General features: G+C 73.3%; 17 protein-coding genes and 1 rRNA gene. 5 read left to right on the forward strand and 13 right to left on the reverse strand.

Going from position 1 to position 19100, the window contains the following annotated elements; all coding sequences use genetic code 11:
• The first annotated feature begins 237 nt into the window (after positions 1-237).
• The 3 genes from ACZ418_RS24535 to ACZ418_RS24545 are packed head-to-tail and all read left to right on the forward strand — an operon-like array spanning position 238 to position 5139.
• Complete coding sequence (locus ACZ418_RS24535; RefSeq protein ID WP_468366574.1) at positions 238-2040, forward strand: glycoside hydrolase family 15 protein; 1803 nt, start codon at positions 238-240, stop codon at positions 2038-2040.
• A 49-nt stretch (positions 2041-2089) separates the two neighbouring features.
• Positions 2090-3448, forward strand: coding sequence for an FAD-binding oxidoreductase (locus tag ACZ418_RS24540; RefSeq protein ID WP_468366494.1), 1359 nt, complete (start codon positions 2090-2092; stop codon positions 3446-3448).
• Positions 3449-3492: 44 nt separating this feature from the next.
• Positions 3493-5139, forward strand: coding sequence for a PucR family transcriptional regulator (locus tag ACZ418_RS24545; protein ID WP_468366496.1), 1647 nt, complete (start codon positions 3493-3495; stop codon positions 5137-5139).
• Here the strand turns inward: ACZ418_RS24545 and ACZ418_RS24550 are convergent.
• From ACZ418_RS24550 to ACZ418_RS24575, 6 genes are all read right to left on the reverse strand, one after another.
• On the reverse strand, positions 5136-6272 hold the full coding sequence (locus tag ACZ418_RS24550) for a glycosyltransferase family 4 protein (protein ID WP_468366499.1): 1137 nt from the start codon (positions 6270-6272) through the stop codon (positions 5136-5138). The genes ACZ418_RS24545 and ACZ418_RS24550 overlap by 4 nt on opposite strands.
• Positions 6273-6540: 268 nt before the next feature.
• On the reverse strand, positions 6541-7287 hold the full coding sequence (locus ACZ418_RS24555) for a hypothetical protein (protein WP_468366502.1): 747 nt from the start codon (positions 7285-7287) through the stop codon (positions 6541-6543).
• A gap of 26 nt (positions 7288-7313) precedes the next feature.
• Positions 7314-9056, reverse strand: coding sequence for a DNA repair protein RecN (recN, locus tag ACZ418_RS24560; protein ID WP_468366505.1), 1743 nt, complete (start codon positions 9054-9056; stop codon positions 7314-7316).
• A 39-nt stretch (positions 9057-9095) separates the two neighbouring features.
• Positions 9096-10013 (reverse strand): NAD kinase, encoded by a 918-nt coding sequence (locus tag ACZ418_RS24565; protein WP_351622663.1) that lies wholly within the window; start codon positions 10011-10013, stop codon positions 9096-9098.
• Entirely contained in the window at positions 10010-10825 is an 816-nt protein-coding gene (locus ACZ418_RS24570) for a TlyA family RNA methyltransferase (protein ID WP_468366508.1), read from the reverse strand. The genes ACZ418_RS24565 and ACZ418_RS24570 overlap by 4 nt, the downstream gene beginning before the upstream one ends.
• Positions 10826-10881: 56 nt before the next feature.
• Positions 10882-11181: a hypothetical protein gene (locus ACZ418_RS24575; RefSeq protein ID WP_468366510.1), complete on the reverse strand. Its 300-nt coding sequence runs from the start codon at positions 11179-11181 to the stop codon at positions 10882-10884.
• Between the two features lie 42 nt (positions 11182-11223).
• Here ACZ418_RS24575 and ACZ418_RS24580 point away from each other — a divergent pair, with 42 nt between their 5' ends.
• Positions 11224-11571 (forward strand): SCP2 sterol-binding domain-containing protein, encoded by a 348-nt coding sequence (locus ACZ418_RS24580; protein WP_468366513.1) that lies wholly within the window; start codon positions 11224-11226, stop codon positions 11569-11571.
• Between the two features lie 4 nt (positions 11572-11575).
• On the opposite strand, the gene ACZ418_RS24585 is transcribed toward ACZ418_RS24580, so the two are convergent.
• From ACZ418_RS24585 to ACZ418_RS24600, 4 genes are all read right to left on the reverse strand, one after another.
• A complete protein-coding gene (locus ACZ418_RS24585) occupies positions 11576-12433 on the reverse strand; it encodes an ABC transporter ATP-binding protein (protein ID WP_468366514.1) in 858 nt (285 codons plus the stop codon).
• Entirely contained in the window at positions 12430-13461 is a 1032-nt protein-coding gene (locus ACZ418_RS24590) for a FecCD family ABC transporter permease (protein WP_468366576.1), read from the reverse strand. Before ACZ418_RS24590 ends, ACZ418_RS24585 begins: the two co-directional genes overlap by 4 nt.
• Positions 13462-13472: 11 nt before the next feature.
• The gene (locus ACZ418_RS24595) at positions 13473-14516 is read right to left on the reverse strand and encodes a FecCD family ABC transporter permease (protein WP_468366517.1); all 1044 of its coding nucleotides are present in this window, start codon (positions 14514-14516) and stop codon (positions 13473-13475) included.
• 76 nt (positions 14517-14592) lie between these two features.
• Positions 14593-15621, reverse strand: coding sequence for an HAD-IIA family hydrolase (locus ACZ418_RS24600; protein ID WP_468366520.1), 1029 nt, complete (start codon positions 15619-15621; stop codon positions 14593-14595).
• Between the two features lie 73 nt (positions 15622-15694).
• Here ACZ418_RS24600 and ACZ418_RS24605 point away from each other — a divergent pair, with 73 nt between their 5' ends.
• Entirely contained in the window at positions 15695-16978 is a 1284-nt protein-coding gene (locus tag ACZ418_RS24605) for a DUF1015 domain-containing protein (protein WP_468366523.1), read from the forward strand.
• Positions 16979-17051: 73 nt separating this feature from the next.
• Here ACZ418_RS24605 and ACZ418_RS24610 read toward each other — a convergent pair whose 3' ends face one another.
• The 3 genes from ACZ418_RS24610 to rrf all read right to left on the reverse strand — a co-directional run.
• Positions 17052-17762 carry a tetratricopeptide repeat protein gene (locus ACZ418_RS24610; protein WP_468366525.1) on the reverse strand — a complete coding sequence of 237 codons (711 nt, stop codon included), beginning with the start codon at positions 17760-17762 and terminating at the stop codon, positions 17052-17054.
• Positions 17699-18850 carry a hypothetical protein gene (locus tag ACZ418_RS24615; RefSeq protein WP_468366528.1) on the reverse strand — a complete coding sequence of 384 codons (1152 nt, stop codon included), beginning with the start codon at positions 18848-18850 and terminating at the stop codon, positions 17699-17701. Before ACZ418_RS24615 ends, ACZ418_RS24610 begins: the two co-directional genes overlap by 64 nt.
• 158 nt (positions 18851-19008) lie before the next feature.
• Positions 19009-19100: ribosomal RNA gene (gene rrf / locus ACZ418_RS24620) — 5S ribosomal RNA — on the reverse strand; the annotation flags it as partial.

The raw sequence follows: 19100 nt of genomic DNA on the forward strand, positions 1-19100 counted from the left end.
GTCGTATCCTGCTCGGACACTCTCTGCCGAGCCCGGCCGGAACGACGGCACACCCCAGCCTGCACCACCCGGAACAACGTGAGCGCGGCAGTTCGTTGAGCAAAGACTGTCGTATTGCCTTAAGGATCGGCGGGCTGCTTTGCTTCACCGCTCAACGACGCATAACAACGACCCTTGACCGCACTAGCGACAGCCCCCCTGTGCGGGGGTGACGTGGCCGTTCGACTGGAGTTGCACGTGGCCGGGCGCATCGAAGACTACGCACTCATCGGAGACATGCAGACCGCAGCCCTGGTCTGCCGGGATGGCACGGTGGACTGGCTGTGCCTGCCCCGCTTCGACTCGCATGCCATCTTCGCCGGTCTGCTGGGCACCGAGGAGCACGGCTTCTGGCGGCTCGGCCCGGCCCACGCCGCCGACTGCCCGCCGCCCACGGCCGCCCGGCGGAGCTACCGGGGCGACTCGCTGGTCCTGGAATCGGAGTGGGACACCCCGCGCGGCACGGTCCGCGTGACCGATTTCATGCCCCCGCGTGAGGGCGCGCCGCAGCTGATCCGGATCGTGGAGGGCGTCACCGGCCGAGTGCCGATGCGCTCGGCGCTGCGGATGCGGTTCTCCTACGGCCGCGTCATCCCCTGGGTGCACAAGCACGAGGGCCGTACGGTGGCGGTCGCCGGGCCGGACTCGGTGTGGTTCGACACGGAGGCCGAGACCTACGGAAAGTCGCTGACGACGTACGCCGACTTCACGGTCGCCCCGGGTGACCGGATCGCGTTCACCATCTCGTGGCAGCCCTCGCACAAGGAGCCGCCGCCGCTGCCGGAGCCGGAGGCCTCGCTGGAGGCGACGGAGGAGTTCTGGCGCGAGTGGGTCGAGCACTGCACGTACCACGGGCCGTACCGCGAGGCGGTGATCCGCTCCCTGATCACCCTGAAGGCCCTGACGTACGCCCCCACGGGCGGCATCGTCGCGGCCCCGACGACCTCGCTCCCCGAGGACATCGGCGGGGTCCGCAACTGGGACTACCGCTACACCTGGCTGCGCGACGCCGCGATCACCCTGTCCTCCCTGCTGCGCACCGGCTACCGCGAGGAGGCCCGCGCCTGGCGCGAGTGGCTGCTGCGCGCGGTCGCCGGCGACCCGGACAACCTGCAGATCATGTACGGCATCGCCGGCGAGCGCGAGCTGGGCGAGGCCGAGCTGGACTGGCTGCCGGGCTACGAGAACTCGGCCCCGGTCCGGGTGGGCAACGGCGCCGCGCACCAGCTCCAGCTGGACGTGTACGGCGAGGTCACCGAGGCCCTGCACCTGGCGCACATGACGGGCCTGGCCCGCAACGACTACGCCGCCCTGCTCCAGCTCAAGCTGATCCGCTATCTGGAGGACCACTGGCAGGAGCCGGACGAGGGCATCTGGGAGGTGCGCGGCCCGCGCCGGCACTTCGTGCACTCCAAGGTGATGGCCTGGGTGGCGGTGGACCGCACCATCAAGCTGATCGAGTCCGGGGACGCGGACGGCCCGCTGGAGCGCTGGAAGGAACTGCGCGACGACATCCACCGGGACGTGTGCGAGAAGGGCTACGACAAGGAGCGCAACACCTTCACGCAGTCCTACGGCTCCCAGGAGCTGGACGCCTCGCTGCTGCTGATCCCGCAGATGGGCTTCCTGCCGCCGGACGACAAGCGGGTGATCGGCACCATCGAGGCGATCCAGCGCGAGCTGTCCACCCCGGACGGCTTCATCCTGCGCTACCCGACGGAGGGCGCCCTCGCCGGCGTCGACGGCCTGCCCGGCGACGAGGGCGCCTTCCTGGCCTGCTCGTTCTGGATGGCGGACGACCTGGCGATGATCGGCCGCGTGGACGAGGCCCGCAAGCTGTTCGAGAAGCTCCTCGCGCTGCGCAACGACCTCGGCCTGCTGGCCGAGGAGTGGGACCCGCGGCTGCAGCGGCAGGTGGGCAACTTCCCGCAGGCGTTCAGCCATGTGCCTTTGATCGATACGGCACTGCGGCTCACTGCTTCGGGGGCCTACGGAGGCTGAGCGGCCCGCCTAGGCTGGAAGGCGGCACCCTGCCGGAAAGGGGGCTGCCATGGCTGCCCGTTCCAAGGCGCACACGGCGCTCGCCGCGCTCCGCGAGGATCTGGCCGGCGACGTGTTCGCCCCGGGGGACCCCGGCTACGACGACGCCCGGACCGTCTTCAACGCCCGGCTCGACCGCCGCCCCGCCGTGATCGCGCAGTGCGCCGACGCGGCCGACGTCGTCCGGGCGGTGCGCTTCGCGCGCGACCTGGATCTGCACATCGCCGTCCGCGGCGGCGGGCACGGCCTGGTGGGGGCCCGGGTCGACGGCGCGCTCGTCGTGGATCTGCGCCGGATGCACGAGGTGACCGTCGACCCGGCGGCCGAGGCGGTCCGGGTCGAAGGCGGGGCCACGATGAGCGACCTGGACCGGGTGACCCAGCCCCACGGCCTCGCGGCCCCCGGCTCCTGGGTTCCGGACACCGGTGTCGGCGGATTCGTCCTCGGCGGCGGCACCGGCTGGCTGGACCGCTCCTTCGGCCTCGCCGTCGACAACCTCATCGGCGTGGAGCTGGTGACCGCCGACGCCGAGCGGGTGCACGCCAATGCCGACGAGAACCCCGAGCTGTTCTGGGCGCTGCACGGCGCGGGCGGCAACTTCGGCATCGCCACCGCGCTCACCCTGGAGCTGCACGAGCTGCCGGAGTTCTCCGTGGCGCTGCTGCGGTGCCGGCCGGAGTTCGGCCCGGACGTGGTCCGCGTCTTCCGCGAGATCATCCGTACCGGTCCGGACGAGGTGGGCGGCGCCGTGCTGTACCTGACCGGTCCGCCGGCGGAGTTCGGGCTCCTGTGCGCCGCCGTGCTGACGTACGTGGGCGGCGAGACCGGCCTGCGCAAGCTCGCCGAGCCGCTGCTGGCGCTGCCGCACGAGACGGAGGTGCTCGGCGCCCTGCCGTACGCGGATGTGCAGTGCCTGCTGGAGCCCCTGTGCGGCCTGCGGAACCACTGGTCGGCCGAGTGCCTGACGGAGCTGCCCGACGAGCTGGTGGGCCTCTTCCGCGCCCGTGCGGACAGCATGCCCGGGTCGAACGGCAGCCGGCACGTGCTGCACCCGCTGGGCGGTGCGATCGCCGCCGGACCCCGTGCGTACCCGGTGCCGTACCGGGACGCGTCCTGGCTGGTGCACCCCTTCGCCTGCTGGGCGGACCCGGCCGACGACGAGCGGGCGACGGCCTGGGTGCGGGAGGCGTGCGCCGAGGTACGGCCCTGGAGCGCCGGTGCGGTCTGCCTCGACCTCGTCGGCGACGAAGGCCCCGAGCGCGTCCGGGCGGGCCTGGGCGCCGGGAATCTGCTGCGGCTGGAGAAGATCAAGCGGCGCTGGGACCCCGACAACGTCTTCCGCTTCAACCACAACATCAAGCCCGTCTGACAGGGAGCTGTCCCGAGGGCGTTTACGCAGGTAGCGTCCGCTGCATGGACAGCCGTACGGACAACCGATTCGACACCCAGGGCGCCGGGATCACCGTTCAGCGGGCCCTGGAACTGCCCGGTCTGCGCAGCGGGCTGCCGGAGATCCTGGCGGGTGCCGACCGGCTGGGTCGCACGGTGCGCTGGGTGCACGCGGGCGAGGTGCCCAACATCGCCTCGCTGCTCAAGGGCGGCGAGCTGCTGCTCACCACCGGCTACGGCCTCGGCACCCGCCCGGCCGAGCAGCGGGCGTTCGTGCGCACCCTGGCCGAGCGCGGGATCGCCGCCCTGGTGGTGGAGCTGGGCCCGCGTTTCAGCCGGCTGCCCGCGGCCCTGGTGGACACCGCCCGCGCTGCCGAGCTGCCGCTGGTCCAGCTGCACCGCGAGGTGCCGTTCGTGACGGTGACCGAGGAGATCCACACCGAGATCGTCAACGGCCACTACGCCCTGCTCCAGCGGGCCGAGGAGGTGCACCGGCGCTGCACCGAGGCGCTGCTGGGCGGCGGCGGGGTGCCGCAGGTGCTGGGCATCCTGGCGGACTTCAGCGGCAACCCGGTGTTCCTGGAGACGGCCGACGGCCGCCTCCTGTACGCGGCCGGGGAGGGGCCCGAGGGCGCGGACCCGCTCCAGGTGTGGGAGGGGCTGCGCGGCCCGCACAAGGACGTCCCGCCGCCCGCCGGCTCGGTGCTGGTGGACGTGCCCGGCGGCGCCCCCGGTACGGGGGGCTCGGTGCGCGCCCGCCTGGTCCTGCTGCCGGTCCGCGCGCCGCTCGCCCCGGTGCACCGGATCGCCGCCGAGCGGGCCGCGGGGATCCTGGCCGTGGTGCTGATGCAGGCCCGGCAGGAGGAGGAGCTGGCGGCGCGCGGGCGCGGCGACTTCCTCACCGATCTCGCCGAGGGCCGGATCACCGCGGAGGACGCCCCGGCGCAGGCCCGGGTCCTCGGCTTCAAGCCCGGCGACAGCCCGCTGCTGCCGGTGGTGATGCGGATCGGGGACAGCCTGTCCCCGGGCGGTGGCTGGGCGGTGCTGGCGCGGGCGGTCTCCGAGGAGCTGGCCGCCGTGGGCGTGCCCGTACTGCTGGGCGTGCGGCCGGTGGAGGGCCGGGTGCTGGTGCTGCTCGGGCTGCGCTCGGAGTCGGAGCGCTCGGCGGTCGCCGACCGGGTGGCGGCGGCGCTGCGGGCGGGCGTGGAGCGGGCCGGGATGCGCCGGCCGGGCTCGCCGCCGCCGGTCGTCGTGGTCGGCGTGGCGGGCGGCTGGGCGGCCGCCTCGGCGGGGCTCAGACACGCGGCGGAGACGGCGACCGCGGCGCAGGGCCTCACGGACCGCCCCTGGTACGACGCCCGCCGCCTCGACATCGACCTGCTGCTGTGGCGGCTGCGCGACCACCCGGACCTCGCCGCGTTCGTGGACCGGGCGATCGGCCCGCTGCGCGACCACGACAACCGGTCCAAGCCGCCGCTGCTGCCGACCCTGCAGACCTATCTGGCGCACGCCGGGCGCAAGGCGGAGACGGCACGCGAGCTGCACCTCAACCGGCAGACCCTGTACAACCGGCTCGCCCGCATCGGGGAGTTGCTGGGCACCGACCTCGACGACCCGCAGACGGTCCTGGCGCTGAGCCTGGCCCTGCGGGCCCGCAGACACGTGCCCTAAGCGAGCGGCCGGGGCTGGGTCAACTCGTCGTAGATGCTGAGCACTTGGGCGACCGTCTCGTCCTCGGTCGGCCAGCCGGCAGCCTGCCGCACGCCGCGCTCCCGCAGCTCCTCCCGGCGCTCCGGGTCCGCGAGGAGCCGTACGACGGTGGACGCGAGCGCCTCCGGGTCGCCGTAGGGGACGAGTTCGGCCGCGTCGCCGACGAGGTCGGGGATGCCGCCGACCCGGGTCGCGACGAGTGGCACGCGCGCGTAGAGGGCCTCCTGGGCGAGGACGGACCTCGACTCCCAACTGCTCGTCAGCAGCGCCAGATCGGCGGCGGCGAGCAGCTCGGGCACGTCCTCGCGGGTGCCGATGAGCCGCACCGGCAGCTCCTCGTCCTCGATCCGCCGCTGCAGCGCCGCCCGCAGCGGCCCCTCCCCGGCGATGACGACCAGCGGCACGGGGTCCAGGTCCCGCCAGGCGCGGGCCGCGTCGAGCAGCACGTCGTAGCCGCGGTGCCGGTCGAGGGAGCCGACCGCGATGAGCAAGGGGCGGCCGGTGGCGCCGAGTTCGGCCCGGGTCTTGGGGCGCAGCCGGTCGGGGTCGTCGAGGTCGACGGGCCGCCGCTGCCCCGGCAGGCCCACGGCGGCGAGCCGGGCGTCCCGCGCCCCGGTGTCCCGGGCCCGGTCCACCAGGTCGGAGCTGGTGCCGAGGACCACGGCCGCCGTCCGCACCACCCGTCGCTCCAGCAGCCGCAGCAGATGCGCCCGCGGACCCTCCGCCTGGGCCCGGTTGTGCCAGGTGACCACCAGCGGGGTGTGGCGGCCGCTGAGCGCGAGGACGGCGCGGAAGGAGGCGTGCAGCCCGTGCGCGTGCACCAGGTCGGCGTTGGCGCAGGCGGTCCGCAGCGCGGCCACCGAGACGGGGTCGCTGCTGCGCGGCACGTGCACGTGCTCGGCGCCGGCGCCGGTGAAGTCGTAGGCGCGGTCGGCCTCTACGGGGGCGCACACCGTGACCCGTACGCCCCTCGCGACGAGCCCCTCGGCCAGCGAGCGCACATGCGCGCTGCTGCCGGCGTTGCCCCCGCCCAGCACCTGCACGGTGCGCAGCGGCGCCTGGCCGTGCGGTGCGTTGCTGCTCAGGGGGCTCACGGGGCCGGGGCTCCTGGTTCGGCGTGGGCGGTCACGAGGAAACGTACAGAAGGTAGCGGGCTCAGGGGGGTGGAAGGACATACCCCGCGCGCCTCCCGCGCGGACCGTGTGCCCTCAAGCATGCCAGGGGGAACGTCGGTTACGGGAAATCCGGAGGGCGCACTCGGCGGCGGGCCGGGGCAATGCGCCGGAGCACGTCACCCACACGGATGAAGGAAACCCAGGCACGGGCGAACGCCGTGCGACCGCGTCCGACGAGGTCAGACGCTCACAGCGCCCGCGCCCACGCGCTGACCCGGTCCCCGTGCACGGCAACGGCCACGACCGCGACGGCGTGCGCGAGCAGTCCCGCGCGCCGGTTGCCCGCCACCACGGCCGCCCCCAGGGCGGCGCCGAGCGCGTGCGCCCCCGTGTCCCCGATCATCGCGCGCTCCCCGAGGTCGTCGGGCAGGACGGCCGCGGCGCCGCCCATCGCGACGGCCGACAGCTCGGCCGCGGGCCCCTTCCGCAACAGCCCCGGCGCCCCGAGCGCGAGCACCGCCCCGGCGGCCCGCCCCGGCCGTACGTCGACGAGGTTCACGAAGTGCGCGGTACCGGCGATCACGATCCCGGCGAGCACCTTGTCCAGCACCCGCTCCTTCAGGGCCGCCCCCGCGAGCAGCCCGGCAGCCGAGATCCCGAACAACTTCACGGCCCCGCTGGTGACTTCACCGCCCCGCAACGCCTGCAGATGCGCCCGGAATCCCCGCCGGTCGTCCCCGGCGACATCGTCGTACGCCCCGCAGACCCCGGCGGCGAGCACGGCGAGCCCGGCCTCGGGACGCACCCGCGCGGCGGCGACGGCCGCACCGAGCACCGAGGCGGGCCCGGCGTACAGCCCGACGGTGCGTCCGGCGTAGTTCTTCCGTTCCCACAACTCCCGCCCGCCGGGCGCCGCCTTGCGCAGCACGGCCTGGCCGGCCCGGGTGAGCGCGGCGGACAGCAGGAGGCAGCGGGACTTGCGCTCGGCGATCATCCCACCACCCTAGAACCCCAACCCGCCTACAGGTCCGCCCTGGCCGTCGCCAGCAGTTCCTCCGCGTGGGCGCGGGCCGTCTCGGAGTCCTCCTGGCCGGCCAGCATCCGGGAGAGTTCGCGGACGCGTTCCTCGCCCTCCAGGACCTTGACACCGGAGCGGGTGACCGAGCCGTCGTTGGTCTTCTCGACCAGCAGCTGCCGGTCGGCGAAGGCGGCCACCTGGGGCAGGTGGGTGACGACCACGACCTGCGCCGTCTTGGCGAGCTTGGCCAGACGGCGCCCGATCTCCACCGCGGCCTTGCCGCCGACACCCGCGTCGACCTCGTCGAAGAGGTACGTCGGCACGGGGTCGGTGCCCGCGAAGACGACCTCCACGGCAAGCATCACACGGGACAGCTCACCGCCGGACGCGCCCTTGGCGATGGGCCGCGGCGGGGCGCCCGGGTGCGGGGCGAGCAGCAGCTCGACCTCGTCCACGCCCGAGGGCCCGTACGCGACCGTGCGCCCGCCGACCTCGACCCCCTCCGGGTCCTCGGTCTGCCGGATGTCGAAGGACACGCGCGCGTGCGGCATCGCCAGCGAGGCCAGCTCGGCCGTCACGGCGGCGGCGAACCGCTCGGCGGCCTCCGTCCGTGCGTCCGTCAAGGCCTGTGCCAGACCGCCCAGTTCGACACGGAGCGCGTCCCGCTCGGCGGTCAGCTCCTCGATCCGCTCGTCGTCGCCGTCCAGCTCGGTCAGGCGCGCGGCGCTCTGCTCGGCCCAGGCCAGGACGGCGTTCACGTCGTCGCCGTACTTGCGGGTCAGCGCGGTCAGCGCGGCCCGCCGCTCCTCCACCGCGGCCAGCCGCAGTGGATCGGCGTCCAGGTCGTCGGCGTACCCCGCCAGCTCACCGGCCACGTCACCGAGCAGGATGCCGATCTCCCCGATCCGGTCGGCGAGGGATGCCAGCGCCGGGTCGTGCGAGCGGACGGCCTCCAGCGCGCGATGGGCGCCCGCGACGAGGGTCGAGGCGTCGATGCCCTCGGGGTCCTCGGGATTGCCCGCGAGAGCGGCGTGCGCGGCCGTCGCGGCGGACGACAGCGCCTCCGCGTGCCCCAGCCGCTCGGCCTCCTCGGCGAGCTCGACGTCCTCTCCGGCGCGCGGCTCGACGGCGGCGATCTCCTCCAGCCCGTACCGCAGCATGTCGGCTTCCTGCGCCCGCTCACGCGCGCGCGTGGTGATCTCCTCCAGCTCGGCGGAGACCGCCCGCAGCCGCCGGTAGGCCTCCGTGTACTTGGTGAGCGGCACGGCGACCGCGTCCCCCGCGTACCGGTCCAGGGCCTGCCGCTGCCGGGACAGCTTCAGCAGCCCCTGCTGGTCGGTCTGCCCGTGCACGGCCACCAGGTCGTCGGCCAGCTCGGCGAGCAGCCCGACCGGCACCGAACGCCCGCCCAGATGGGCCCGGGAGCGCCCCTCGGCCGAAACGGTACGGCTGATCAGCAGCGACCCGTCGTCCAGCTCGGCCCCGGCCTCCTCGGCGCGTACGACGGCGGAGGCGTCCGCGGAAACGGTGACCCGCCCCTCCACGACCGCCTTGTCGGCCCCGATCCGCACGAGCGCCGGGTCCGCCCGCCCACCGAGCAGCAGTCCCAGGCTGGTGACCACCATGGTCTTGCCCGCACCCGTCTCACCGGTGACGGCGGTGAACCCGGGCGACAGCTCGACGACGGCATCGTCGATGACCCCGAGCGACCGTATCCGCATCTCCTCCAACACGGAACAGACCATACGAGGTCCGGGGCGGGGAGTGCACACAGGCCGCCTTTATCACTCCGCCGAGTGGTGAGGTGCCCCTCGCCATCCAGTCGTCGGCAACGCAAACTTCGCAACCAGCCGATCCGTGAACGAAGAGTGATGCAGCCGAGCAAGCCGCACCGGCACCGCCCCCCGCCGCACCTCCACCCGCGCCCCCGGCGGCAACTCGACCGTCCGCCGCCCGTCGCACCACAGGACCCCCGGCGGGATGTGCGGCAGGACCTCCACCGCGAGCACCGAATCCGGCGAGGTCACCAACGGCTTGGCGAACAGCGCGTGCGCACTGATCGGCACCATCAGCAGCGCCTCCACCTCGGGCCACACCACAGGCCCGCCGGCGGAGAAGGCATAAGCAGTGGACCCGGTCGGCGTGGACAGCACAACCCCGTCGCACCCGAACCCCGTCACCGGCCGTCCGTCGATCTCCAGCACGACTTCCAGCAGCTTCTCCGCGCCGGCCTTCTGCACCGCAGCCTCGTTCAGCGCCCAGTCCGTGTGCACGATGTCCCCGTTGCGGTGCACGACGACGTCGACGGTCATCCGCTCCTCGACCTCGTAGGACCGCGCCACCACCCGGTCGACCACCCGATCGAGGTCGTCGCGTTCGGCCTCCGCGAGGAATCCCACCCGTCCGAGGTTGACGCCGAGCATCGGCACCCCGGAGGCCCGGGCGAACTCGGCCCCGCGCAGCAGCGTGCCGTCGCCGCCGAGCACGATCAGCAGCTCGCACCCGTCGAGGCACTGCGGAGTCGCCTCCTTGACCAGCTGCACCTCGTCCGGGAGCGGCAGGTCGCACGCCTCCTCCTCCAGCACCCGCACCCCGATGCCATGCCGCAGCAGACCCTTGACGACGAGTTCCGCACTGCGGATCGCCGCGGGCCGCCCGGTGTGGGCGAGCAGGAAAACAGTACGCGCCAGGTTCTGTGTCAACGCGGCCCCTCCGCCACTGCACGGTCGACGTCGGCCGGGTCCACCTCGGGTGCCCCCGCCCGCAGCCAGAGAAAGTACTCGACGTTCCCCGAGGGGCCGGGCAGCGGACTGGCGGTGACTGACTGCACCCCGAGCCCCAGCTCCCAGGCCTTCTCGGCCACTCCCCGCACGGCCTCCGCCCGCAACAGCGGACTCCGTACGACACCCCCGCTGCCGAGCCGCTCCTTGCCCACCTCGAACTGCGGCTTGACCATCATCACCAGGTCGGCGTCCGGCTTCACGCACCGCTTCAGGGCCGGCAGCACCAGCCCGAGCGGAATGAAGGACAGATCGCCCACGACAAGATCCACAGGTTCTCCATCGATCGCCTCGAGCGTCAACTCGCGTACGTTCGTACGGTCCTTGACGGTGACGCGTTCATCGTTCTGGAGAGACCAGGCGAGCTGTCCGTATCCGACGTCCACGGCGACGACGTGCGCGGCGCCCGCGCGCAGCAGGACGTCGGTGAAGCCGCCGGTGGACGCGCCGGCGTCCAGCGCGCGCCGGCCCTCGACCACGAGCCCCTGCGGGACGAAGGCCTCCAGCGCGCCGGCGAGCTTGTGCCCGCCGCGGGAGACGTAGTCCGGGTCGCTGTCGTCGGACTGGACGACGATCGCGGCGGCGGCCTCCACCTGGGTGGCCGGCTTGGTCGCCACGGTCTTGCCGACGGTGACCCGCCCGGCGGCGATCAGCTGGCTGGCGTGCTCACGCGAGCGCGCGAGCTTCCGGCGGACCAGCTCCGCGTCCAGACGGCGGCGTGCGACTCCTGCCACGTTCGGTTCAGCTCCTGCTTTCGTACGTCGATCTGAAGGTGTGACCTTGAAGGGTCTCATTGAGGGGCGGCGGTCGGGTGACGGGTGGGAGCCGGAGGTCCCGGGCGGGCGTCGAGCGCGGTGAGCGCGTCGCGCAGCCCCCGATGTACATCCTCGTACACCTCGACGTGCCCGTCGGTGGCGAGGTGGTCGGCGTCACCCAGCCGCTCCAGTTGGGCGTCGACCTCGGCGTTGCCGGTGGGGGTGCGCGGGACGTTCAGGGGGGCGGGCGCGGCGGGGTCGTACGCCTGAAGTGCCTCCACCGCCTCCTGCACCGAATCCTGCGGGATCTCCGTCTCCGGAACCGAGTCGCTCATGCCCCGACGCTACCGCGAACCGCTGGGGTACCGTCGGGGGCGATGGCCACGATCGAGGAGTGCCGCGCCGCACTGGGAAAGCTTTCGGACAACATGCAGGGCGCCGAGGGCGACGTTCGGGCGGCCGCCGCCCTGGACCGCTCGGTGAGCTGTCACATCACCGACCTGGACGTCACCTTCACCGGCCGGATGACGGGCGGGCGGATCGAGGTGGACGAGACCCGTCCCGGGCCGCCGCGCGAGAAGGCGCAGATCAGGCTCGCCATGGCCGGGGACGACCTGGTGGCCCTGGTGGACGGCCGGCTGAACTTCGCGACCGCCTGGGGCTCGGGCCGGGTGCGGCTGGAGGCGAGCCTGCTGGATCTGTTCCGGCTCAGGAAGCTGCTGTGACGCTTCAGGGAGCCGCCGTGACGCTTCGGGAAGCTGCCGTGACCCGTGCCTTTCGGGCCGCCGGTACCACCAGCGGGGTGCCGGTCTCCGGGTCCTCGATGACCTGACACCGCAGCCCGAACACCTGCTCCACCAGCTCGGCGGTGACGATGTCGTTCGGGGCGCCCTCGGCGATCACCTCGCCGCCGCGCAGGGCGATGAGGTGGGTGGCGTAGCGGGCCGCGTGGTTGAGGTCGTGCAGCACGGCGACCAGGGTGCGGCCCTGGGTCTCGTGCAGCTCGGCGCACAGGTCGAGGACGTCGATCTGGTGCTGGATGTCGAGGTAGGTGGTCGGCTCGTCCAGGAGCAGCAGCGGGGTCTGCTGGGCGAGCGCCATGGCCATCCACACCCGCTGCCGCTGCCCGCCGGACAGCTCGTCCACGTACCGGTCGGCCAGCTCGGCGACCCCGGTCTGCCGCATGGACTCCTGGACGACCCGCTCGTCCTCCGCCGACCACTGGCGCAGCAGGCCCTGGTGCGGGTAGCGGCCGCGGCCGACGAGGTCGGCGACCGTGATGCCGTCGGGCGCGATGGACGACTGTGGCAGCAGACCGAGGGTCCGGGCGACCTTCTTGGCGGGCATCGCCTGGATGACCTGCCCGTCGAGCAGCACCCGGCCCCCGCTCGGCCTGAGCATCCGCGACAGCGCCCGCAGCAGCGTCGACTTGCCGCACGCGTTCGGGCCGACGATCACCGTGAAGGAGTTGTCGGGGATCTCCACGGACAGCTGCTCGGCGATGACGCGCTGGTCGTAGGCGAGGGTGACGTTCTCGGCGGACAGGCGGTTCACAGTGCTCCTCGTGTTCGTGTCGGTGCCGCTCATATCCGGCCCGCCCTGCGCTCGGTGACCAGCAGCCACAGCAGATAGGCGCCGCCGAGGACGCCGGTGACCACCCCCACGGGCAGCTGGTCGGCGCCGAAGACGCGCTGCGAGGCCCAGTCGGCGGCGACCAGCAGCGCGGCACCCATGCACAGGGAGGGCACGAGGTTCGGGCCCGGCGAGCGGGTCAGGCGCCGGGCCAGCTGGGGCGCGGTCAGCGCGACGAAGCTGACGGGTCCGGCGGCGGCCGTGGCCGCGGCGGTGAGCAGCACGGCCGAGACCATCAGCACCAGCCGGACGCGCTGCACGCGCACGCCGAGGGCGTTCGCGACGTCGTCGCCCATCTCCAGCATCCTCAGGCCGCGCGCGTTGCCGAGGACCAGCGGGACGAGCACGGCGCACAGGGCGAGGAGCGGCCAGACCTGGTCCCAGTCACGGCCACCCAGGGAACCGGTCATCCATACCACCGCACGGGCCGCGTCGACCAGGTCGGCCTCGGTGAGCAGATAGCCGTTGACCGCGGTGGCGATCGCGGACACGCCGATGCCGACCAGGACCAGCCGGTATCCGTGCACGCCCTGCTTCCAGGCGAGCAGATAGATGGCGAGTCCGGTCACCAGGCCGCCGACCAGCGCGCCGACGGTGACCTGAGTGGCGCTGCCGGACAGCAGCACGATGACGACCAGCGCGCCGGCCGTCGAGCCCTGGGAGAGGCCCAGTACGTCCGGGCTGCCGAGCGGGTTGCGGGAGACGGACTGGAACAGCGCGCCGCCCAGGCCCAGCGCGGCGCCGACCAGCAGGCCGACCAGGACCCGTGGCAGCCGCAGCTCGCCCACGATGAAGTCCTGGTAGGCGTTGCCGTTCCCGGCGAGGGTCCGGAGCACGTCGGCCGCCGGGATCTTCGCGTCGCCGGTGCCGATCAGCGCGACACCCGCGGCACAGGCGGCGGCCAGCAGCAGGACGACGACGAGCAGGGCCCGCAGGTCCAGGCGCAGGGACAGCCCGCCGGGGATGCGGACGGCCCGGTTCATGGATCGGGTCTTCACAGCTGGGCCGTCCTCCGCCGTCGTACGAGAAGGATGAAGACCGGGCCGCCGATGATCGCGGTGACGATGCCGACCTGGAGTTCCGAGGGGCGGGCCACGACCCGGCCGACGACGTCCGCGCCGAGCAGCAGCACGGGCGACAGGACGGTGGCGTACGGCAGGATCCAGCGCAGGTCGGGGCCGGTGAAGGAACGCACGACGTGCGGCACCATCAGGCCGACGAACACGATCGGGCCACAGGCGGCGGTCGCGGCACCACACAGGACGGTGGCGGACAGCATGGCCAGGGCGCGGGTGCGGCCCAGGTTGGCGCCGAGGGCGCGGGCGGTGTCGTCGCCCATCGCGACGGCGTTCAGCGGCCGGGCCAGCGCGAGCGCCAGGACCATGCCGGCCCCGAGGAACGGCAGCACCTGCAGGATGGTGGAGTCGGTGGCCGAGGCCAGCGAACCCACGGTCCAGAAGCGCATCCTGCCGAGCGCCGCGTCGTCCAGGATCATCGCGGCCTGGAGATAGCCGTACAGGGCGGCGCTGATCGCCGTACCGGCGAGCGCGAGCCGCACCGGGGTGGCGCCCCGGCTGCCGCCGAGGAACCACACCAGCGCGCCGACCGCCGCCGCCCCGAGGAAGGCGAACCACACATAGCCGGTGAGGCTGGTGACGCCGAAATAGGTGATGGCGGTGACGACGGCGGCCGAGGCACCCGCGTTGATGCCGAGCAGCCCGGGGTCGGCCAGCGGATTGCGGGTGAGCGCCTGCAGCACCGCGCCCGCGAGACCGAGCGCGGCACCGGCGAGCAGCCCCAGGACCGTGCGCGCGAGCCGCTCGTCCACGACGACGTCGCCGTACGTCCCCGTGTCGTGGAACAGACCGTGCCAGACCTGGTCCACTGACAGCGGTTTCGCCCCGATCGCGATGCTCGCCAGGGCGACGAGCACCAGGATCGCGGCGGCGAGCAGGAGCCCAAGGGCCCTTGCCGCCCGGCGGGTTGGGGGCGCGGGGGCGGTCTCCGCGCGCTGTTCCGGAGGACTGTCGACCAACACGAGGTTAGGTTAGCCTACCCTCGCTATTGACCTCGATCCCCGGGTGCGGACACGTCACGGTCCGCCCGGAACCCGCTCACAGTCCGAGCCGCGCCAGCGCCTTCCCTCCGTCCAGCTCGCAGGAGCCCTCCCCGGCCGCCGTCCAGGCCGCCGCGCACAGCGCCCGCAGCCCGTCCAGCGGCTCCCCGTCGCCTTCCAGCTCCAGCCGGTCCGCCCCGGCCGTCGCCGTCCAGCCACCGCACCGGAAGCCCTCCGTGAGCGCGCTGACCTCCGGCTGCCCGGTGAGCAGCCCGCGCAGATCCGCGTCCACGTACGTCGGCCGGTGCTGCGGCGGCGCGGCGAGCAGCTGGGCGCCGTCGGTGATTCCGGTCAGCACCAGCAGCGAGTCCACCCCGCCGTTGATCGCGCCCTCGATGTCCGTGTCCAGCCGGTCCCCGACCACCAGCGGCCGCTTCGCGCCGGTCCGGATGATCGTCTCGCGGTGCATCGGAGGCAGCGGCTTGCCCGCCACCTGCGGCTCCTTGCCCGTCGCGATCCGAACGACCTCCACGGCCGCCCCGTTGCCCGGCGCGATACCCCGCCCGCTGGGAATCGTCAGGTCGGTGTTGGACGCGAACCACGGCACCCCGCGCGCCACCGCGTACGACGCCTCCGCGAACCGGCCCCAGGTCAGATCGGGCCCGCCGTAGCCCTGCACGACCGCCGCCGGATCGTCGTCCGCCGACTCCACCGGAGTCAGCCCGCGCTCGCGCAGCGCCACCCGCAGCCCCTCGCCGCCGATCACCAGCACCCGCGCCCCGGTCGGCACCTGCTCGCTGATCAGCCGCGCGACCGCCTGCGCCGAGGTGATCACGTCATCGGCGCCCGTCGGTATGCCCAGCTCCGTCAGATGCTCGGCCACCGTGTCCGGGGTCCGCAGCGCGTTGTTGGTGACATACGCCAGATGCATCCCGCCGGAACGCGCCACCGCCAGCGAGTCCACCGCGTGCCGGATCGCGCTCCCGCCCGCGTACACCACACCGTCCAGATCGAGCAGCGCCGTGTCGTACGCCTCGCTCAGGGGCTGGTCACTGCCCTCGGGGCTCGTCCTGACCGCCTGGCTCATTCCACATCGCTCCTCGTTCGACCGTCTTTCCCCCGATCATCCCGCACGCCACTGACACACGTACGATGCCGGGATGAACACTGCAGGTCACTCGGAAGCAACGGCGCGCCAGGGCCTGGAACTCACCCCGTTCCGCGGCCTTCGCTACGACCCCGACCGGGTCGGCAGCCTCGCCTCCGTCACCTCCCCGCCGTACGACGTCGTCGTACGCCCCGATGGGGTGCACCACCTCCAGTCCGCCGACCCGTACAACATCGTCCGGCTGATCCTGCCCCAGGCCGGCACCCCGAGCGCCCGCACCGAGCAGGCGGCCGACACCCTGCGCCGCTGGCTGGACGAGGGCGTCCTCACCGCGGACCCCGAGCCCGGCCTGTACGTCTACGAGCAGCGGGACGAGGGCGGCATGCTCCAGCGCGGTGTCATCGGCGCGCTGCGGGTCTCGGAGCCGGCCGAGGGCGTGGTGCTGCCGCACGAGGACGTCATGCCGCCCGTGGTCGCCGACCGCGCGGCCCTGATGCGGGCCACGCGCGCGAACCTGGAGCCGCTGCTGCTGACCTACCGGGGCAACGGTACGGCGGCCGAGGTCGTCGAGCGGACGGCGGAGAAGCCCCCGCTGCTCGCAACGACCACCGAGGACGGCTTCCACCACCGCCTCTGGTCCGTCACCGACCCCGCCGACCTGGCCCGCATCCAGTCCGACCTCGCCCACCACCAGGCCCTGATCGCCGACGGCCACCACCGCTGGGCCACCTATCTGCGACTGCGCGCCGAGCACCCCTCCCCCAGTCCCTGGGACCACGGCCTGGTCCTGCTCGTCGACACCGCCCGCTACCCGCTGCGCGTCCGCGCCATCCACCGCCTGCTGCACCGCCTGCCGGTCGCGGACGCACTCACGGCGGTGCAGGGCCTGTTCCGGGTGCAACACCTGGACGCACCGCTCCCCGAGGCCCTGGAGGCCCTTGCGGACGCGTCCTGCGCGGGCAACGCCTTCCTGCTGGCCGGCGACGGCGCCTTCCACCTCCTCGACCGCCCGGACCCGGACCTGCTGGCCCGGACGATCCCGGCCGACCGCCCGCCGGCCTGGCGCTCCCTGGACGCCACGGTCCTGCACGCCACGCTCCTCGACCATGTCTGGCACATCCCCGAGGACTCCCCGGCCCACATCGCGTACATCCACGACACGGCCGCGACGGTCGCCAAGGCGGAACGCGACGGCGGTACGGCCGTCCTGATGCACCCGGTCCGCGAGGAGGTCGTACGCGACCTGGCCCGCCAGGGCGTGACGATGCCCCGCAAGTCGACGTCGTTCGGCCCGAAGCCGGCGTCGGGTCTGGTACTGCGGGCCCTGGACATCTGAGCGCTTCCGCACCCGGGAACACGAAAGGGGGGCAGGTTCCACCAGGAACCTGCCCCCCTTTCAGTGACTGCCGTCAGTCCTCGTCGCCGTCCTCCTGCGACGGCTTCTCCGGCTCGCCCTCGCTCTCGATCTCGCTCTCGATCTCGCTCTCGTCCAGAGCGTCGACGAACTCCACGCCGTCCAGCTCGGCGAGCCGGTCGGAGGCGTCCGTGCTGCCGTCCCGGTCGGCCTCCACGGCCTTCGCGAACCACTCGCGCGCCTCGCCTTCCCGGCCGGCGGCCAGCAGGGCGTCGGCGTAGGCGTACCGCAGACGGGCGGTCCACGGCTGGACCGAGTTGGAGGCGAGCTCCGGGCTCTGGAGAGTCACGATGGCCGCGTCCAGCTGTCCCATGTCACGCCGGGCACCAGCCGCGACGAGCCGCATCTCGACCTGACCGGCCTTGTCCAGCTTGTGCGTCTCCGGGGCACCGGCCATGTCCAGCGCCTTCTCCGGCCGCCCGAGCCCACGCTCACAGTCGGCCATCACCGGCCACAGGTCCACGGTGCCGCTCATCCGCCGCGCGGCCCGGAACTCGGCGAGGGCCTCGCCGTACTTCTGGTTGGCGTACGCCGCGAACCCGGCGGCCTCGCGTACGGCGGCCACGCGGGAGGCCAGACGCAGGGCCACCTTGGAGTAGGCGTAGGCACCCTCGGGGTCCTCGTCGATGAGCCGGGCGACCATCACCAGGTTCTTGGCGACGTCGTCCGCGAGCGTCTTGGGCAGGCTCTGGAGCTCCTGACGCACGTCCTTGTCGATCTCGTCACCGGTGACGTCCTCCGGGATCGGCAGCCGCTTGATCGGCTCGCGGTCCCGGTCGCGGTCCCGCTCACGCTCGTCGCGGAAGCGGCTACCGCCCCGGCGGTCGTCACGCCGGTCATCACGCCGGTCGTCACGCCCCCGGAAGCCACCGGGCCGCCCACCACGGTCGTCCCGACGGGGCCCACGGCCACCGCGGTCGTCCCGACCACGGAATCCACCACGGTCACCGCGCTCACCCCGGTCGTCCCGGCGGAATCCACCACGGTCACCGCGGTCACCGCGGGTGTCATCGCGCCGGTCGTCACGCCGGTCCCCGTAGCCACCGCCACGGCTGTCGTCGCGCCGGCCGTAGCCGCCACGGTCGTCGTCACGCCGGAAGGACGGGCGGTCGCCACCACGGTCGTCGCGGCGGAAGCCGCGGTCATCACGGCGGTCGTCCCGGCGGTCGTCACGACGCGGCCCACGGTCGCGGTCGTCCCGCTGGAACGCCGGACGCGAACCCCGCTCGCCCTCACGGCGGTCGTCCCTACGGCCATAACCGCCACGGTCGTCACGCCGGAACCCACCCCGGTCATCCCGCCGGTCCTCACGCCTGTCGTCGCGTCGGTCGTCGCGACGGAAGCCGCCACGGTCACCACGGTGGTCATCGCGCCGGCCGTAGCCGCCGCGGTCGTCGTCACGCCGGAAGGAGGGGCGGTCGCCACCACGGTCGTCGCGGCGGAAGCCGCGGTCATCACGGCGGTCATCACGGCGGTCGTCCCGGCGGTCGTCACGGCGCGGCCCACGGTCGCGGTCGTCCCGCTGGAACGCCGGACGCGAACCCCGGTCGCCCTCACGGCGGTCGTCCCTACGGCCATAACCGCCACGGTCGTCACGCCGGAACCCACCCCGGTCGTCACGGCGGTCATCACGGCGATCGTCACGCCTGTCGTCGCGACGGTCGTCGCGACGGTCGTCGCGACGGAAACCACCACGGTCACCACGGTGGTCATCGCGCCGACCACCGTAGCCACCGCGGTCGTTGTCGCGGCGGAAGCCGCCACGGTCGCCCCGGTAGCCGCCGCGGTCACCACGGTCACCACTGTCCCGTCGCCGCTGGTCGCGCTCCGGTCGATCGTCGGGAGAGTTGGTGGACATGGTGACTCCTGTCTTAGGTACCGCAAGCATTGTAAAAACAAAAGGACCCCTGGTCCCAGCTGAACGCTGGTGACCAGGGGTCCTTCCAAAGATTGTTCGGCGGCGTCCTACTCTCCCACAGGGTCCCCCCTGCAGTACCATCGGCGCTGTGAGGCTTAGCTTCCGGGTTCGGAATGTAACCGGGCG

The sequence above is a fragment of the Streptomyces sp. NPDC030820 genome (assembly GCF_055572075.1).

What these genes read in the sequence shown, in the direction of transcription:
- ACZ418_RS24540 (WP_468366494.1), top strand. Translation starts at nt 2,090, where the DNA reads ATGGCTGCCCGTTCCAAGGCGCACACGGCGCTCGCCGCGCTCCGCGAG.
- ACZ418_RS24545 (WP_468366496.1), top strand. Translation starts at nt 3,493, where the DNA reads ATGGACAGCCGTACGGACAACCGATTCGACACCCAGGGCGCCGGGATC.
- ACZ418_RS24555 (WP_468366502.1), bottom strand. Translation starts at nt 7,287, where the DNA reads ATGATCGCCGAGCGCAAGTCCCGCTGCCTCCTGCTGTCCGCCGCGCTC.
- recN (WP_468366505.1), bottom strand. Translation starts at nt 9,056, where the DNA reads ATGGTCTGTTCCGTGTTGGAGGAGATGCGGATACGGTCGCTCGGGGTC.
- ACZ418_RS24575 (WP_468366510.1), bottom strand. Translation starts at nt 11,181, where the DNA reads ATGAGCGACTCGGTTCCGGAGACGGAGATCCCGCAGGATTCGGTGCAG.
- ACZ418_RS24580 (WP_468366513.1), top strand. Translation starts at nt 11,224, where the DNA reads ATGGCCACGATCGAGGAGTGCCGCGCCGCACTGGGAAAGCTTTCGGAC.
- ACZ418_RS24585 (WP_468366514.1), bottom strand. Translation starts at nt 12,433, where the DNA reads ATGAGCGGCACCGACACGAACACGAGGAGCACTGTGAACCGCCTGTCC.
- ACZ418_RS24590 (WP_468366576.1), bottom strand. Translation starts at nt 13,461, where the DNA reads ATGAACCGGGCCGTCCGCATCCCCGGCGGGCTGTCCCTGCGCCTGGAC.
- ACZ418_RS24600 (WP_468366520.1), bottom strand. Translation starts at nt 15,621, where the DNA reads ATGAGCCAGGCGGTCAGGACGAGCCCCGAGGGCAGTGACCAGCCCCTG.
- ACZ418_RS24605 (WP_468366523.1), top strand. Translation starts at nt 15,695, where the DNA reads ATGAACACTGCAGGTCACTCGGAAGCAACGGCGCGCCAGGGCCTGGAA.